Here is a 15052-nt window from a genome sequence, read left to right as displayed (position 1 = left end):
GCGGCGACTCTACGTTCGCGGCCAGCCCATGGTCAAGGCGGCAGTGTGAGGGAAAAAATATGACCGGCGTGCAGTTTGTGTTCGATCAGGTCGGCTGACGCTTCACTCGCGCCCGAACCTGCGTCGATGGTCGAACCGGAAGAAGCCGGCGGCTTCCTCCGAGGCGAGGATCTCGGCTTCGGCGCCGAACATCCGCTGCCGAAGCTGCGCCAGTGCCGCGGTCTGCTCGCCGCCGCGTCGCAGGAGCTCGGCGCGCTCCTCCATGTATCGCTGGCCCGTTTCCCAGGCCGAATCGCGCATTTCGTCGAGCCGATCCCACCGCTCCAGCGCGGCATCGTCGAGCCCCATCCTGGCGCGCAGGTCGCGCAGCTCCTGCCGGCGTTCCTCCGGCGACAGCGCGTGCAGGTCGTCCTGGACGGCATCGACCGACAGGAAGTGGTTCATCAGCTCGGTCTGGCGCCTGGCGATGAACTCGTGAGATTGATCACCGTAGGCGCTGTCGATCGCGCCCAGGAACGTATCGAGCTTCTCGTCGACGCTGGTGTCGGTGGATTCGGAGATCGTCTGGAGCGCGTCGGTGATCTGCTCGCCCTTGCGCGCCGCCTCCCAGATCACGTCCGCGTCCTCGCCGAACAGCTCGCGCCGCATGTCCCACAGAGCCTCGCGTCGCTCCTGCGGCGACATGCCCATCAGCTCGTGGCGCTTCCCGGCGAGCCACTTGTTGTAGTCCATGAGGCTTTCGTACTTGGCGTACATCTGCGCGGCCAGCTCGGGGAAGAGCTGCTCGAGCACTCCGCGCAGCCGCATCTGCCAGTCCTCCGGGTAGAGCTCGGCCAGCAGCGCGATCAGCTTCTCGATGGCCTTGATCTGCGTGTGCGAATGCTGGATGCCGCTGCCGAAGCGGTCGAGCATGTAGGCGAAGAGCTCGCGCTCCGATGCGATGGAAGCCGGCTCGGCCGTGTTCTGGAGCGACGCGGCGGGCGCCGCTGCCTGCGCATGCGCGGGGGCACCTTCGTTCACTGCCACGGCCGACGTTTCGGTGGTCACCGATGGCTGCTCGGGCTCACCCGTGCGCTGCAGCCACGACGCCGCGGCGACCGCCGCCAGCGCGACGGCCAGGGACGCTGCGGCCTTCCTCGTTCTGTTCATCGAGTGTCGCGATCGGTTGCGGGGCCCTCGCCGCTGCCGGCGAAGGCCCCCGGAGCGTCCGGTCGTTCAGTAGCCGGTGTCGGCGATGTAGTCGGTCAGCGCGGCGTAGAACTCCATCTCGTCGAACGTATCGGGCGGGATGCCGATCACGTCGAGGTGATCCTGCGGGATCTTCCACGCGTGCGACGTCATCATGATGGAGGTCGGCGCGTTCAGGCTCGTGCAGTTGCCGGTGTCGGTCTTCTCGTAGACGTAGTCGAGGCAGGCGAAGCACTCGGAGTGCTGCAGGCGAAGGCCCATCTGCTGCGAGTTCAGGCCTACGAGGCCATCGTCGTCGGTGTCGCTGCGGCTGCCGTCGCCGATTCCGCCGGCGCCGTCGTTGTCGGCATCGGTGGTGGCGTAGCCGTCGCCGTCGATGTTGTGCCAGCCCTCGGACACGATGTAGAGCGCCGGGTTCATGTCCAGGCCCTGCTGCGTGGTCAGGAAGCTGCGCGAGCGCGCGATGTAGGTCGTGCTGTTGGGATAGGTCGTGTTGAACGCCTTCATTCCCGTCGTCACGCCGTCGGTGGAGCTGTAGTCGTCGTAAACGAGCTGCTTGAGCGCGGCATAGACGTCGTTGCCTGAACCGTAGACGACGCTGCCGTAGAACTCGGCCAGCGTCGCTGCCGGCGACTCGAGCGTTCCCAGGCCGCCGTCGAGCACGTACTTGGCGATCGGCGAGCCGCGATGCGGCGAGGAGATGCTGATGCCGTACTTGACGACGTTGCGGGCCTTGGCGGTGTACAGCGACTTGGCGGCCTTGCGCAGGTCGATGCCGCCCTGCGAGTGCCCCACGATGTTGACGTACTGCGCGCCCGAGCTGGCCATGTAGCCCAGGATGTCCTGGTAGAGCTCGTACCCGCGCTTCTCGGCGTTGTTGAACGGAGTGACCGAGGCGACGAAGGACTGCTGGCTGCCGTTGATGTTCACGTTGCAGCCGACCTCGAGAAAGCTGCAAGCGTCCAGGACGTAGACGCCGTAGTCGTCGCCCCAGTAGTCGTAGCCGAGGATGTTGTCGAAGCCGCCCATGCCGTGGGCGAAGACGATGGGATAGAGGGTTTTGTTGGCGTCGCGGGCCGAGGCCGGGACGGCCGAGCAGACAAGCAGCAGGCCGGCAAGAAGCCAGGCGGTCGGTTTCATCAAGTGCTCCCCTTTCAGACGGAATTGGCTGGCCAGTCGCATCGAGGCTTGTACACCAGCGGTCGCGGGGGCGGCAACAACGGCGAAGGCTGTTTGTCGCGATTCGCACGATGACGCATCGCACAGCGCTACGAACGTCGCTGTAACATGACTGCAGTGCAGAAAGGCGGCAGCCGGCGCGTGTCGGGCCTCAGGTGCAGGTCGTGATCAGCCCCATCGCCGTCCATCGCGCGAACGCATGGAGCACTGCCGCCGGCTCGGCGCCGCGCTCGCAGAGCGCCTCCATCGTCGCACCGAGCCGCGTTCCGGCGCGCAGATAGGACAGCGCGCGCGCCGCATCCTCCTCGAGGTCGTCGAGCTGGACCTCGAGGCCGCTTTTCCAGATCAGCACGCGCTCGGGCCGGCCATTCAGGGCGATGTCGACGTCTTGCACCGCCGTGCTCCGGCTGCGCCAGATGGCACGCAGCGGCCACCGGGAGGTGACCACGGCCAGCGAGGGCTGGAAGCGCAGCACGGCCTCCTCCCATCGCTGCTCGTCCCAGCCTGCAAGGGCGGCCGGATCGAAGGCCGGCTCGACGTCGGCATGAAAGGCCTGCGCGATGCGCAGCTCGAGCTCGGCCAGGTCGGGCAGGAACGGAAGCTGCTCGGCCAGCCGATCGGTGGCCAGAAACCTCGGCAGGTCGTTGCCGGCGTGGTTGAGGTTGTAGGACCGCGGCGGGCAGGCCCGCACGTACCGCAGGGTAAGCTCGGTGAAGGCGGCCGCCCCGGCAACGTGCTCGACCGCCTCGAAGGTCTCGGCAAGCGCTTCGCGGATACGCGCCGGATAGCCGGCGGCATACGCGGTGATGCCGGTACGCGCATTCGCCCGTTGCGGGCCGCGAACGTGCCGCTCGAGCAGCGAGAGATCCTCGCGCGCCGCATCGCGGCGGCCGGTGAGGAACGAGGCCAGGATCGCCTGCGTCCGGCGCAGCTCCTCCGGCGCGGCTGCGCTACGCTGCGCGTCTGCCATGGCTCTCCTCGAAGATTCCGCGGGCGATGGCGACCTCCTCGCACAGGCGCTCGAAGCTCGGGATGTCTTCGTCCCATTCGACCATCGTGGCAGCCTCGCCGAAGCGGGTGACGGCGAGGCGATACAGATCCCACACCTCGGCTGCGACGGGCGCGCTGTGGGTATCGAAGAGATGGGTGCCCATGTCGGTGAAGCCGGCAAGATGGATCTGGGCGACGCGACCGGCCGGAATCGCGTCGAGGTAGGCGCGGGCATCCACGCCGAGGTTGCTGGCGGTGACGTAGACGTTGTTCACGTCGAGCAGCAGTCCGCAGTCGGCGCGCTCGCACAGCTCGGCCAGGAAGTCGTGCTCGCTCATCGTCGAGCACCGCAGATCGACGTAGCGCGAGGGGTTCTCGAGCGCGATGCGGCGCCCCAGGACCTCCTGCACGCGCGCGACGCGGCTGGCGACATAGCGCAGACATGCGGGCGTGTAGGGCAGCGGAAGCAGGTCGTAGAGCGGCCGCCCGCTGACGCCGCTCCAGCACAGATGATCGCTGACCAGCGCCGGCTCGATCCGATCGCACAGCCGGCGAAGCTTCCTCAGGTAATCCTCGTCGAGAGGATCGGCCGAACCGATCGAAAGGGCCACGCCGTGCAGCGCGACCGGATAGTCGCACCGCACGCGTTCGAGAACGGCCAGGGGGCGACCGGCGGTGTCGATGTAGTTCTCCGTGATTGCCTCGAACCAATCGAGCCGCCGCGGCCCCTCGAGCACGTCCCGGTAGTGCTGGGCGCGAAGGCCGGCGCCGAAGCCGAGCCGCGGCCACTGCGGAACGTCGCGGCCGCGAAAAACCGCGGCGGCCGGCGAGGCCACTTCTCAGCCTTCCTCGCCGGGACCGGCAACCAGGTGGCCGCCCTGGATGCGCAGGCACAGCTCTTTGGGAAGGTTGATGTGTCCCTGCCCCTTGCACGCGTTCTGCCCGGCGCACGGATGGCCCTTGCCGCTGCAGTCGCCGGTGCCTTTGCAGGCGTTGATGCCGTAGCAGTGCACCTTCTCCGACTCGGCCTTCTCGGCCGCCGCGGCGGCGCCGGCGTTCGAGGCCGCGACGAGGCCGAGCACGGCCGAAGCGAGCAGCAGCCGGGTGTTGCGGGTGGTGGTCATGGGATCTCCTCCATCGATGAGATGGAGGTGAGATGCCGACGGGCCGGCAAAGGGAACACGCAGGTAGCGGCCGATCGCGGTGGGACTGCGCCCGTCGGCGGTGGGACCACCGTGCGACGATCACGCCACGCCGCCGGGCGGCTACGCCACTTCGACCTACTTGACCTCCGCCTCCACGAGCCGCGCGAGCAGCGTCAGCGACTCCTGCCAGCCGAGGTAGCACGACTCGAGCGGAATCGCGTCGGGAATTCCCTCCTGCACGATGTCGAGCTCGGTGCCGCACGAGACTGCCCGCAGCGAGACCGTGGTCTCCATCGTGCCGGGGAGGCCGGGGTCGTCGAACTGGTCGGTGTAGCGCAGGCGCTCGTTGGGGATCAGCTCGAGGTACTGCCCTCCGAACGCATGCGTCTGTCCGGTCGTGAAGTTGGTGAAGGACATCCGGTAGCTCCCGCCGACGCGGGCGTCGAGGCTGTGCACCTTCCCGGTGAAGCCGTCGGGCGGAAGCCATTTGGCCATCGCGTCGGGATCGAGAAGCGCGCGGTACAGGCGCTCGGGCGTGGTGCGAAGAACGCGGTGGAGGCGGACGGTGCTGGGCATGGGTGGCTCTCCTTGTAGGATGCGGGGCGGCTTGCGCCCCACTGACACGCCTAATCGGTCGGCACCCGCCCGATTCGACAGGTCGATCGCACCGGGTACAGAAAAATTGGCTGCGCGTCTTGGCCCGGGTCACGGGCCGGCGTGCGTCGCTGCCGGTTTCGGCCCAGAACGGGGCGTCGTCGTCGCCGGCGATCGGCGCAGAGCGAGGCGTCGTGGTCGTCGCCGGCGAATCGGCGCCGAGCGGACGGTGCCCCTCGCTCGCAGAGTCGGCGCAGAGGCGGGCGAGGGCAGCGTCGGCCCGTACCAGGTCCGCTCCCCCGGCGTACTTCGCGCGATTGACATCGTCCTTCGAGCCTGGGACTGGTCCGACCACTTGGTAAGACCAATGCCGCGCTCCTCGCTCAGCCCCGCTGCCGTCCCCAAAGCCCGTCCGCGCAGCGTCGCTGCGCCGGCCGCCGCCGCCGTGACGGCCGCGGCCACGGTGCCCGATGCCGTTTTCGATCGCCTGCTGTCCGATATCGTCCGGGGCGTCCATGGCCGCGGCGTGCGTCTTCCGGCCGAGCGCGATCTGGTGCGCGACCTCGGCGCCAGCCGCGTCAGCGTGCGGGATGCACTGCGCCGGCTCGAACACTGGGGGCTGATTTCGATTCGACACGGCTCGGGCGCCGTCGTTCGGCCGCGCGGCCAGTGGACGTTCGATGTCCTTCCGGCATCGCTGCGCGAGGCCGAAGCGGTCGACGGCGTGACCGCCGCCTCGCTCATCGAGGACGCGCTGGCGCTGCGCCGCATGATCGTGCTCGGCATGCTCGAGCTGGCAGCAGGCCGCCTGCAGCACGGCGCGCTCGCGCAGGCTCGCGCCACCGTCGCGCAGGCGTGGCGCTCGCGCACCGACCTCGATCTTTTCGCCGCGCTCGACTTCCAGGTCACGCAGCAGGTGCTCGAGGCCGCGGGGATGCTTCCGGCGATGTGGCTGCTCAACAAGATCACGCCGGCCTACATCGAGTCCGTGCGCGCGATCGGACGGCGCGCAGCCGTGCCATCCGACTACGTGGCGGCGCACGAGCGCGTCTTCGACGCTCTCGAGGAAGGCGACGGCCGCCGCGCCACCAGGCTGATGCAGAAGTACATGGAGGCCGCCGACCGGCGGCGGCTGTCCGCATGGAGAAAACGATGATCAAGCAGGCAACCGCGGCTGACCACGACGCAGCGGCGAGCGACACCGGCTCGCGTTACGCGATCTCGCACTGGCCCGACACGGACGATCTCGTCGCGCGCGGCAAGCGCCTGATCGCCGAGGCGCCGCGGCCGGTGCGGCGCGAGCGAATGGCGGAGGTGCTCGAATGGTTCGAGACCCGCTGCCGCGGCTCCAAGGAGCAGACCGCGCGGGCGGCGCAGCGCATCCCAGGCGGCGTCCAGCACAACCTCGCGTTCAACTATCCGTTCCCGCTGAGCGTCACGCGCGCGGACGGGCCCTACCTCTGGGACGTCGACGGCAATCGTTACATCGACTTCCTCCAGGCCGGCGGCCCCACCGTTCTCGGCAGCAACTATCCGGCGGTCCGCGACAAGGTGATCGAGGTCCTGCGCGAGTGCGGGCCGGTGACGGGGCTGTTCCACGAGTACGAGCTGAAGCTGGCCGAGCTCATCCATCGTCACATGCCCGCGGTCGAGATGTTCCGCATGCTCGGCAGCGGCACCGAAGCGTGCATGGCGGCGGTGCGCGCGGCGCGCAACTTCACCGGCAACGCCAAGGTCATCAAGGTCGGCGGCGCCTATCACGGCTGGAGCGATCAGATGGTGCTCGGCACGCGCATTCCAGGCAGCGGCGCGTTCGAAGCTGCCGGGATCCCGGCCGACACGCTGGCGCACACACAGGAGTTCTACCCCAACGACATCCACGCGCTGCGCGCGCTGCTGGAGGCGAACCGGACGCAGGGCGGAACCGCGGCGGTGCTGGTCGAGCCGATCGGGCCCGAGAGCGGGTCGAGGCCGGTTCAGCGCGACTTCAACGGTCGCGTGCGCGAGCTGTGCGACGAGTTCGGCGCGCTGCTGGTCTTCGACGAGGTCGTCACCGGCTTTCGGCTGGGCATGGGCGGCGCGCAGGGCTACTTCGGCGTGCGTCCGGACCTGACGGTGTTCGGCAAGTGCATCGCCGGCGGTTTTCCGGCCGCGGGCGGCGTGGGCGGACGCGCCGACGTGATGAGCACGTTCGCGGCGGGTATCGGCGGCGGCACGCAGAAGACGCTGGTCGGCGGGACGCTGTCGGCCAACCCGATCAGCTCGGCGGCAGGATACTTCGCGATCCTCGAGATGGAGCGCACGGACGCGCCGATCATCGCGGGCCGCGCCGGCGATCGCCTGGCGGCGGGCCTGCAGGCGATGTGCGAGGAGCTGGGGCTGCCGTTTTTCGCCTACAACCACGGCTCGATCGTGCACCTGGAGACGCACGGCGTCCTGCTGGTGGACGTGGACGACCCCGAGTTCTTCTTCAAGATCATGCAGCGAAAGAAGATGGGCGAGGAGTACGGCGCCGCGTTCACGGCGGCCGGCATCATCACGCTGGCCGGCAGCCGCCTCTACACGAGCATGGCGGACACCGATGACGTCATCGACGATGCGCTGGCGCGATTCCGCACGGTGCTCGAAAGCGTGGAGTAGGACCGGGGCTTCGAGAGCCGGCCCCGAAGGAGCGAGGATGGGAAAGTACGACGCTTGGAAGCGGCAGGTCCTGGAGGTCAGCAAGCGGCTGTCGGAGCGCGGCTACTTCGGCACGCACTCGGGCAGCGCGGGCAACGTCTCGGCGCTGGTCGATGGCGAGGAGGCGGTCGTCGTCACTCCCTCGACCTTGCCTTACGACGACATGCAACTCGACGATCTCTGCGTCGTGGACTTCGATCTCGGCCGCATCGAAGGACATCGCGACCCGTCGATCGAGACGCCGATGCACATCGCCTGCTACCGCAACCGGCGCGACGTCAGCGCCGTCATCCACACGCACCAGATCAACGCGAGCGTGCTGGCGGTGCTGAACAAGCCGATCCCGGCGCTCTTCGACGAGGTGGTGATCTCGATCGGGCCGACCGTGGAGGTGGCGGCATACGGGCTGTCGGGTTCCGAGGAATTGCTGTCGAACGTCGTGGCCCGGCTCTCCAACCGATGCCACTGCTATCTGCTGCAGAACCACGGCGCGCTGGCCGTGGGCCCGAACCTCGAAAAGACGTTCACGTACGTCGAGCTGCTCGAGAAGGTGGCGACCATCTACGTGCAGGCCCTGGCCACGGGCCAGCCCATCACGACGCTGCCCGAGCCGCTGACCGACGCGCTCTTCGGCATCGTCACCGGCAAGCAGGACATGGAGATCGCGCGCAAGGACGGCCTTCGCGGCGCATGAACGCGCCCTCGCAGTGGATTCTCGCCATCGACCTCGGGACGTCCGGCTGCAAGGCGGCGCTCGTTTCGGTCGACGGCGAAGTGGCAGCCTGGGAGTTCCAGAGCGTCGAGACGATCCTGCTGCCGGGCGGCGGGGCCGAGCAGGATCCGCACGCGTGGTGGTCGGCGCTGGTGAGCGTATCGAGGCGGCTCGTCGCCAGGCACCCCGACATCGCAAGGGCCGTCGTCGCCGTCTGCTGCAGCACGCAAGGCGAGGGTACGGTTGCGGTCGATCGCGACGGCAAGGCGCTGATGAACGCGGTCCTGTGGATGGACGCTCGCGGCGCGGACCATCTGCGAAAGATCACGCATGGGCCCGTACGCGTGGCCGGCTACGACGCGCGCCGTTTGTGGCGCTGGATCCGCCTGACCGGAGGCGCGCCCTCGCTGGCGGGCAAGGACCCCGCCGCCCACATGCTGTTCGTCAGGCACGAGCGGCCGCAGGTCTACGAGCGCACGCACAAGTTCCTCAACGTGCTCGACTATCTGAACCTGCGCCTGACGGGACGCTTCGTCGCCACGCACGACTCGATCCTGACATCGTGGGTCACCGACAATCGCGGCGGTAGCGTCTCGTACGACGACCTTCTGGTGCGACGCTCGGGCATCGACGCCGACAAGTTCCCCGACATCGTCGCCTGCACCGAGACTCTCGGGCCCCTGCGGGCGGAGGTTTCCGCCGAGCTGGGGCTGCCGCCGACGGTCATGGTCGTCGCGGGCGCCATCGATACCTCGGCTGCGGCCGTCGGCTCGGGCGCGGTGCGCGACTACGACACCCATCTCTACATCGGCACGTCTTCGTGGCTCGGCGCCCACCTGCCGCGCAAGAAGACGGATCTGGTCTCGGCAATGGCGGCGGTGCCGTGCGCCATTGCGGGCCGCTACCTCTTGACGGGGCTGCAGGCGACCGCCGGCGGCAATCTGACGTTCCTGCGCGACCGGATCCTCTACCACAAGGACGAGCTGCTGCAGGAAGCGCAGGTGCCGGACGTCTTCCAGGTGATCGACCGGATTGCCGAGAAGACGCCGGCCGGCAGCAACGGCGTCATCTATACGCCGTGGATCTACGGCGAGCGCGCGCCGGTGGAGGACCGGCACGTGCGCGCGGCGATCTACAACCTGTCGCTGGAGAACTCGCGCGAGGACATCATCCGTGCCGTGCTCGAGGGCGTGGCGCTGAACACGCGCTGGCTGCTCAGCCCGTTCGAGAAGGTGCTCGGCCGCGCCACGGGCCCCATCCACATGGTCGGCGGCGGCGCCAACTCGCCGGTATGGTGCCGCATCTTCGCGGACGTGCTGCGGCGGCCGGTGCGCCGCATGAAGGATCCGATCCAGGCCAACGTGCGCGGCGCCGCATTCATCGGCGCCGTCGGCCTCGGCCTCATTCGCTTCGACGAGGTGCCGGCGCGCGTCCGGTGTGTGCAGGAGTACGAGCCCGACGCCGGCAACGGCGCCCTCTACGACGAGAGGTTCGCGCAGTTCGTCCGCATCTATCGCGCCAACCGCGGCGTCTACGCACGGCTCAACGCTCGGCGGTAGCGACTGCACGCGCGCGCCGCGAACGCGGACGCGCAAGCGGCGACGTCGATGTCGGATCGGACGCAGCCGCAGTGTGCTCGCCGCAGGCTGGACGCGTTGCAGAAGCTCCGCGTTTTCTTGCCATCGCCTTCCTCGCGTAACCGGCGTCGGTGCGCGGGCATCGGAGCGGCACAGGAGGCCGTTCCATGCAGCGCATCCGCTACTTCGTCCATGAGCTCCCCGCTCTCGTCGCCCGGCCGCTGAGCTGGCTGCCGCCGCTTCTGGCGCGCATCGTCGTCGGCTGGACGTTCGCGTCCACGGGCTGGGGCAAGCTCGGCAACCTCGAACAGGTCATCGGCTTCTTCGCCGAGCTCGGCATCCCTTTTCCCGAGCTGCAGGCACCCTTCGTGGCATTCACCGAACTGACCTGCGGGCTGCTGCTCGTCGCGGGACTGGCCACGCGCATCGCTGCGCTGCCGCTCATCGGCACGATGGTCGTCGCCATCGCCACCGCGCAATGGGCAAGCATCGACGGCGCTGCGGCGCTCTTCGGCCTCGTCGAGACGCTCTACATCGTGCTCTTCGCGTGGCTGACCGTCGCCGGCCCCGGTCCTGTTTCACTCGACGCTCTCGTGGAACGGGCTTTCCAGCCGCGGGAGAGCGATCCGTCGCCGGTGTTGCCGTCCGCGCTGCGGCCGACGATGCCGGCGCGCAGCTGAACCACACAGACGCCGGCTCACGCCGGAACCAACCAAGGAGAAGACGATGAACAAGACGATGAGAACCTCTCTCATGGCCGCAGCGGTGGCCGGGCTGTTCCTGAGCGGAACGGCGATGGCCGAAGAGGCCGCCAAGGCCGCGGACAAGGCGACGGCCAAGGTCAAGTGCCACGGCGTCAATGCCTGCAAGGGCACGGGCGGCTGCGGCGGCGCAGGCCATGCGTGCGCGGGCAAGAACGCCTGCAAGGGCCAGGGCTTCACGATGACGACCGCCGAAGAGTGCAAGAAGCTCGGCGGCAAGGCCGAGTAGCTTCCCCACGGCGCACGCTACGGCCGACGTCCAAGCGACCTCGACGCGGCGATGCGCACGCGGCGCCGGGCCGGAACCCCGCCCGGTCCGGCGCCTCCCCGTCCTTTTCGGACCGAGATACGCATGATGAACCGCAATTTCGTTTTCCCGTCTCCGGTGCTGCTGGCGCTGGCAGTGATGACCATGTCCGCGACGGTGTCCGCGACGGCCGGTGCTCAGCTCGGGCCGTATGCAACATCGCCGGATGCCGCCGTCGATCTTTCCGACCCCGCGGCACTGGCGGTGGTGGGAGGCGAGTGGCGCTACGCGGATGCGGCCATCGAAGTCGTCGCGCACCGCAGCGTCGGCGCCGACCTCAAGGCCAGTGGTGCGGCCAACCGCACGCACGACATCTCGCCGCGAGCGGGCACGGCCGGCTTCGACGACTCCGGCTGGCCGGTGATCGAGCCGCAGACGCTCCTGCAGCGGCGCGGCAACGGTCGGCTGTCCTTCGGATGGTATCGGCTGCGCGTGACGCTGCCCGGCCACGTCGCGCGGCATGCGGTGGCCGGCTCCACGGTCGTGCTCGAGGTCGTCGCCGACGACTATGCCGAGGTATGGGTCGACGGCGAGCTGCCCGCAGCGGTCGGGCAGAGCGGCGGCTCGGTGATTGCTGGATTCAACACCGCCAACCGCGTCGTGCTGACGCGCGACGCGAGGCCGGGGCAGACGATGACCGCGGCGATCTTCGTCGCCAACGGCCCTCTGTCCGACCCGCCGGCGAACTTCGTATGGCTTCGTTCGGCCACCCTGGAATTCTACGGCAGGGAGAAGGCTCGCGCCGGCGAGCCCCTCGAGACCAGGATCGAGCGCAACGACGCTGCGCTCGATGCCATCGTCGCGCCCGATGTCCGCATCGAGAAGGTGGCCGCAGGCTTCGAGTTCATCGAGGGGCCGGTCTGGACGCCGGACGGCCTGCTGTTCAGCGATCCGAACGCCAATCGCATCTACCGGTGGAGCCGCGACGGCCAGGTGTCGCTGTACCGCACCAGGAGCGGCTATGCGGGCCTCGACATCGGCGAGTATCGCCAGCCCGGCTCCAACGGCCTGGCGCTGGACGGGCAGGGGCGCCTGACCATCTGCGAGCACGGCAACCGGCGCGTCACGCGCATCGAGAAGAACGGCGTCGTTACGACGCTGGCCGACAGCTACGAGGGCAAGCGGCTGAACAGCCCCAACGACCTCGTCTATCGCAGCGACGGCGCTCTGTGCTTCACCGATCCTCCCTTCGGCCTTCCGCGCTATCACGACGACCCGCGCCGCGAGCTCGGCTTCACCGGCGTGTTCTGTCTGCGCGACGGGCGGCTCGAGCTCGTCAGTGACGAGCTGAGCGGTCCCAACGGGATCAACTTCTCACCCGACGAGAGCCACCTGTACGTGACCAACTGGGACCCTGGCGCCAAGACGATCACGCGCTTCTCCCGCAACGCGGCCGGAGGCTACGGCAACGGCGAGCTCTTCTTCGACATGACCTCGCAGCCGGGAGAGACGGCGCTCGATGGTCTGGAGGTGGACGAGCTCGGCAATCTCTACGTTGCCGGCCCTGGCGGCCTGTGGATCCTGTCGGCGAAGGGAGAGCACCTCGGGACGATCCAGGGACCGGAGCTGCCGGCCAACTTTGCGTTCGGCGACGACGACCGCAAGACGCTCTACATCACGGCGCACACCGGCTTGTACCGCCTCAGGCTGAAGGTGCCCGGCCGCGCACGGTAGCGCGATCTTGGTTGCCGCCATTCTCCGTGATATCGGCGCGCGCGTGACCTGCGCCGAGTTCGTGGCCGCCATCGAGAGCTACCTTGCGCGCGAGCTGACCGCCGAGACCGCGGCCGAAGCCGACACGCACCGGCGCTCCTGCGGCGCCTGCGCCGGCTACCTTCGCCGATACGAGGCCACCATCGACGCTGCCCGCTCGGCCTTCGAGGACGAGGAGCTGGAGACCGAGCTTCCCGACGAGCTGGCCGAGGCGATCCTGTCGCGGCGTCCGAAGCGTTGAAAAAGTACGCTCTCGCCCGTTCCCTTTTTCCGCAAGCGGCATCCAACGAAGCAGCGAATCCATGCGCGATGGCCGGGCGCGCGTGCTCGCAACAGTTTTCCGGATGCGCAAGATCGAGCACCACCGCCTTCCCAACCTCGCTCTTGCCGCCAAGCTGACCGTTTCGATCGCGCTGCTGTTCGCCTGGGCTCTCTACGCCGCGAGCTGGAGCGTGGCGGTGCTGGAAGCGAGCTGGGCTTCGGGAACGACCTCGCTCATGCAGTCGCTCGGCAGCGCGCTGGCCAACCTGGCGCGGCAGCAATCGGCCAACTACGCCCTGCTTCTCGTCGTCCACACGATGGCCATCGCGCTGCTGGCGTCGGTGGCGGGGTGGCTGTTTCGCCGTACTTCCATGCGACGCCGCGCGCGGACAGCCGTGCACTGGCTGGCACGGGGCTTCTTCGCCTTCGACCTTCTGATGTGGGTGACGGTGCCGTTCCTGGCGCCGGTGCGGCCGCTGGCAACCGCGTTCGCCGCCGGTGCCACGCTGCTCCTGGGCGTTCTGACGGTGATCGGGCTGAAGCAGACGTGGATCTACGCGCGCTGGAGATCCTCGGGCGTTCGCCGGCGCGTCGTCATCGTCGGTGGCGGCTTTGCCGGCCTCTACACGGCGCTCGGCCTCGACCGCCGGCTAGGCTATCACCCCGACCTCGACATCGAGGTCCTGGACCGGCGCAACTACTTCCTGTTCCCGCCGTTGCTGCCGAGCGCCGCCGCCGGCGCCATCGAGCTGCGCCAGGTCGCCAACCCTTTCCGGCGTATCTTCGAATCCACCAACGTGCGGTTTCGGAAGGCCAGCGTGGAGGCGATCGACCCGGTGCGCCGCAAGCTGGTCGCGCACGTGGAAGCGGCGGCGCACGGCAGCAGCAGCGTCGATCACGACGTCGAGATCGACTACGACTACCTGGTCCTGGCTCCGGGCTCCTGCAATCAGACCTTCGGCACGCGCGGGGTGCGCGAGCACGCCTTCTTCATGAAGGAGCTGGGCGACGCCAGCGCGGTCCGCAACCAGGTCATCGAGTGCTTCGAGCGCGCCGCCGCCGGTGGCGGCGAGCAGCTGCAGCGCGAGCTTCTCACGTTCGTCGTCGTCGGCGCAGGACCGACCGGCGTCGAGGTGGCCAGCGAGATCCACGACCTCATCTTCCAGGTGCTGCTCGCACGCTACCCGGAGATCGACGCGGACCTGGTGCGGGTCATCCTCGTGCAATCGGGCCCGCAGATCCTTCCGGGCTGGCGCGACAGCGTCGTGCGCATCACCGGCCGGCAGCTCTCGCGCATGCGCTGCCAGGTACAGCTCGGATGCCGCGTTGCTGCCGTGACGGCCAATGCCGTGCATCTGTCCGATGGAGCCGTCATTCCGGCACGCACGTGCATCTGGTGCGCCGGCGTGGCGGCATCGCCACTGCTTGCGTGTGCGCCGCTGCGCGTCGACGGCAGCGGCCGCGCGATCGTGCAGGCCGACCTACGGGCGGCCGGCTTCGAGGACGTCTTCGTACTCGGCGATGCGGCGGCCGCCATCGACGGGAACAGCGGTCGCGCGCTGCCTCCGCTCGGGCAGGTCGCATTCCAGCAGGGAAGCCACACGGCCAGGAATCTCGTGCGCCTGCTGCGGGGAAAGAGGACGCGGGCGTTCCGCTACTTCGATCATGGCTCGCTGGTGTCCGTCGGCGAGCATTTCGCGGCCGTCGACCTGTTCGGCGTCCGCATCTGGGGCTTCGCCGGCTGGCTCATCTGGCGGACGCTGTACCTGAGCAAGATGGTCGGTTTCGGCAATCGCCTGCGCATCGTCACCGACTGGACGCTCGACCTTCTGGTGGAGCGTTCGGTCGCACAGACGCAGGAGCGTCCCTCGCCGTCGCCGCTGCGTGGGCCGCTGCCGGAGCAGGCCGGCACGGGCGCCGTCGCCGCCGACTCCGAGGCGGCCTGA

At 68.8% G+C, this 15052-nt stretch carries 15 protein-coding genes; 9 read left to right on the top strand and 6 right to left on the bottom strand.

What is annotated here, in order from left to right:
• Window positions 1-102: 102 nt before the first annotated feature.
• From VEC57_06395 to VEC57_06370, 6 genes are all read right to left on the bottom strand, one after another.
• A complete protein-coding gene (locus tag VEC57_06395) occupies window positions 103-1149 on the bottom strand; it encodes a hypothetical protein (GenBank protein HYB98750.1) in 1047 nt (348 codons plus the stop codon).
• A gap of 66 nt (window positions 1150-1215) precedes the next feature.
• Window positions 1216-2328, bottom strand: a complete 1113-nt coding sequence (locus tag VEC57_06390; GenBank protein ID HYB98749.1) for a hypothetical protein — start codon at window positions 2326-2328, stop codon at window positions 1216-1218.
• Window positions 2329-2518: 190 nt separating this feature from the next.
• A complete protein-coding gene (locus tag VEC57_06385) occupies window positions 2519-3337 on the bottom strand; it encodes a putative DNA-binding domain-containing protein (protein HYB98748.1) in 819 nt (272 codons plus the stop codon).
• Window positions 3318-4193, bottom strand: coding sequence for a DUF692 domain-containing protein (locus tag VEC57_06380; GenBank protein HYB98747.1), 876 nt, complete (start codon window positions 4191-4193; stop codon window positions 3318-3320). Before VEC57_06380 ends, VEC57_06385 begins: the two co-directional genes overlap by 20 nt.
• A 3-nt stretch (window positions 4194-4196) precedes the next feature.
• Window positions 4197-4481, bottom strand: coding sequence for a hypothetical protein (locus VEC57_06375; protein ID HYB98746.1), 285 nt, complete (start codon window positions 4479-4481; stop codon window positions 4197-4199).
• 156 nt (window positions 4482-4637) lie between these two features.
• Window positions 4638-5078 (bottom strand): SRPBCC family protein, encoded by a 441-nt coding sequence (locus VEC57_06370; protein HYB98745.1) that lies wholly within the window; start codon window positions 5076-5078, stop codon window positions 4638-4640.
• A 385-nt stretch (window positions 5079-5463) separates the two neighbouring features.
• Between VEC57_06370 and VEC57_06365 the strand changes: the two genes are divergently transcribed.
• The 9 genes from VEC57_06365 (at window position 5464) to VEC57_06325 (ending at window position 15052) form a co-directional block, all read left to right on the top strand.
• The gene (locus VEC57_06365) at window positions 5464-6252 is read left to right on the top strand and encodes a GntR family transcriptional regulator (protein ID HYB98744.1); all 789 of its coding nucleotides are present in this window, start codon (window positions 5464-5466) and stop codon (window positions 6250-6252) included.
• On the top strand, window positions 6249-7736 hold the full coding sequence (locus tag VEC57_06360) for an aminotransferase class III-fold pyridoxal phosphate-dependent enzyme (GenBank protein HYB98743.1): 1488 nt from the start codon (window positions 6249-6251) through the stop codon (window positions 7734-7736). Before VEC57_06365 ends, VEC57_06360 begins: the two co-directional genes overlap by 4 nt.
• 37 nt (window positions 7737-7773) lie before the next feature.
• The gene (locus VEC57_06355) at window positions 7774-8469 is read left to right on the top strand and encodes a class II aldolase/adducin family protein (protein ID HYB98742.1); all 696 of its coding nucleotides are present in this window, start codon (window positions 7774-7776) and stop codon (window positions 8467-8469) included.
• Entirely contained in the window at window positions 8466-10046 is a 1581-nt protein-coding gene (locus tag VEC57_06350; GenBank protein ID HYB98741.1) for an FGGY-family carbohydrate kinase, read from the top strand. Before VEC57_06355 ends, VEC57_06350 begins: the two co-directional genes overlap by 4 nt.
• Before the next feature lie 185 nt (window positions 10047-10231).
• On the top strand, window positions 10232-10744 hold the full coding sequence (locus tag VEC57_06345) for a DoxX family protein (GenBank protein ID HYB98740.1): 513 nt from the start codon (window positions 10232-10234) through the stop codon (window positions 10742-10744).
• Window positions 10745-10790: 46 nt separating this feature from the next.
• Window positions 10791-11054, top strand: a complete 264-nt coding sequence (locus VEC57_06340) for a hypothetical protein (protein ID HYB98739.1) — start codon at window positions 10791-10793, stop codon at window positions 11052-11054.
• A 123-nt stretch (window positions 11055-11177) separates the two neighbouring features.
• Entirely contained in the window at window positions 11178-12806 is a 1629-nt protein-coding gene (locus VEC57_06335; protein HYB98738.1) for an SMP-30/gluconolactonase/LRE family protein, read from the top strand.
• A 43-nt stretch (window positions 12807-12849) separates the two neighbouring features.
• Window positions 12850-13086, top strand: coding sequence for a hypothetical protein (locus VEC57_06330; GenBank protein HYB98737.1), 237 nt, complete (start codon window positions 12850-12852; stop codon window positions 13084-13086).
• A gap of 82 nt (window positions 13087-13168) precedes the next feature.
• A complete protein-coding gene (locus tag VEC57_06325; protein HYB98736.1) occupies window positions 13169-15052 on the top strand; it encodes an NAD(P)/FAD-dependent oxidoreductase in 1884 nt (627 codons plus the stop codon).

Source organism: Candidatus Limnocylindrales bacterium (assembly GCA_035626395.1).
In the GTDB taxonomy this organism is placed as follows: domain Bacteria; phylum Desulfobacterota; class Binatia; order UBA1149; family CAITLU01; genus DASPNH01.
The sequence above is the reverse complement of the archived record's forward strand: the minus strand, read 5'-3'. Positions and strand labels throughout refer to the sequence as shown.